The sequence below is a fragment of the Pseudomonas sp. 44 R 15 genome, assembly GCF_900004965.1.
Taxonomy (GTDB): Bacteria; Pseudomonadota; Gammaproteobacteria; order Pseudomonadales; family Pseudomonadaceae; genus Aquipseudomonas; species Aquipseudomonas orientalis_A.
In genome coordinates, this window is the sequence record NZ_CVTU01000031.1 from 1 (window position 1) to 1,393 (window position 1,393).

Here is a 1,393-nt window from a genome sequence, read left to right on the forward strand (position 1 = left end):
GAGCCCTTTGGTTACTTTGGGGCTTTTCCAAAGTGACCCGCCGTCAGGGCGGAACCCTAAGTGGCCGTTACCGCAGAAACGGATATGTACTCAATCTGATCCAACATCCCGGCCAGCCCAGAGGCCGCCATCGGGGGCAAGCTGAACTGGCCTAATGCTCCCGGACACCTCTTAAGGGCGATATGATTCGCCCAATCAGGAGGTTTCATGCAAGAGCGAAAGACCTACACCCGCGAGTTCAAGCAACGTGCTGTAAGCATGGTACTTGATGATAACTGCTCAGTTCCTGACGTCTGTGCGTCGATGGAGGTTGGCCCCACGGCTCTGCGCCGTTGGATTGAGCAGGTTCGCAAAGAGCGTCAGAAAGGGCAGCCAGTGGCAGGTACTAAGGCAATCAGCGATGAACAGCGAGAGCTTCAACAGCTGCGAGCCAAGGTCAAGCGCCTGGAGACCGAGGCTGAAATCTTAAAAAAGGCTACGGCTCTCTTGATGTCGGATCCCGATCGTTTTTCCTGATCGAGGAGCTGAGAGAGTCGAGTTCGTATCCGATCTGCCTGCTTTGCAGTGCGCTGGGCGTTTCCCGCAGCGCGTTTTATGACTGGCTTAAGCGTCGCTCAGTGCCGAATACCAAGCGTGACGCGCTCAGAGCAAAAGTTGCGCAATTGCATGACGAAAGCCGGGGAAGTGCAGGCGCGCGGATGATCTCTCAGCACTTGAAAGCCCAGCAGATCAAGGTGGGACGGCATCTGGCCGGAAAACTCATGGCGGAGGCAAATCTGGCCAGCAGACAGCGCCGCCGCCATCAGTATCGCTCTAGAGGCGTCGAAGCATTTGTGGCCAAGAATCTGCTCGAGCGTAACTTCGAGCCAACCGCAATCAATCAGGCCTGGTGCGGCGACGTTACCAGCCTGATGGTTGGTAAACGTTGGTATCACTTGGCAGCGGTCATTGATCTGTTCGCCCGCCGAATCGTTGGCTGGGCGTTTTCCCTGATCAACGACGCCAACCTGGTTAGCAAGGCGCTGAGAATGGCGGTGGAGGTTCGAGGCAAACATGCAGGCTTGATGTTTCATTCGGATCAAGGCAGCCAATACACCAGCCAGCTCTTTCAGTCCGAGCTGCTGGAGCATGGAATAACGCAAAGCATGAGCCGCAGAGGGCAATGCTGGGACAACGCGCCAACAGAGCGTTTCTTCGGGACGCTTAAATCAGAGTGGGTGCCCAATAAGGGCTACACCACAGTTGAAGAAGCCAGGCGGGATATGACCAGCTTCTTCATGCGATACAACCGAATCAGGCTCCACAGCTACAACAACTACCTGTCGCCAATAGCCATGGAGCAAAAAGCGGCATAAACACCGTAATCGGTGTCCGGGATTACTTGACCAGTTCA

At 55.3% G+C, this 1,393-nt stretch carries 2 protein-coding genes; both read left to right on the forward strand.

The genetic code is table 11. The features are described 5' to 3' along the window. Positions 1-207: 207 nt before the first annotated feature. Entirely contained in the window at positions 208-516 is a 309-nt protein-coding gene (locus BFP93_RS29075) for a transposase (protein ID WP_065883309.1), read from the forward strand. Positions 517-524: 8 nt separating this feature from the next. Next, positions 525-1,355 carry an IS3 family transposase gene (locus BFP93_RS02545; protein WP_256095152.1) on the forward strand — a complete coding sequence of 277 codons (831 nt, stop codon included), beginning with the start codon at positions 525-527 and terminating at the stop codon, positions 1,353-1,355. Positions 1,356-1,393: the final 38 nt, after the last annotated feature.

Bases quoted from the DNA above. Each gene is read 5' to 3' on its own strand.
- BFP93_RS29075 (WP_065883309.1), top strand. From the start codon at position 208: ATGCAAGAGCGAAAGACCTACACCCGCGAGTTCAAGCAACGTGCTGTA.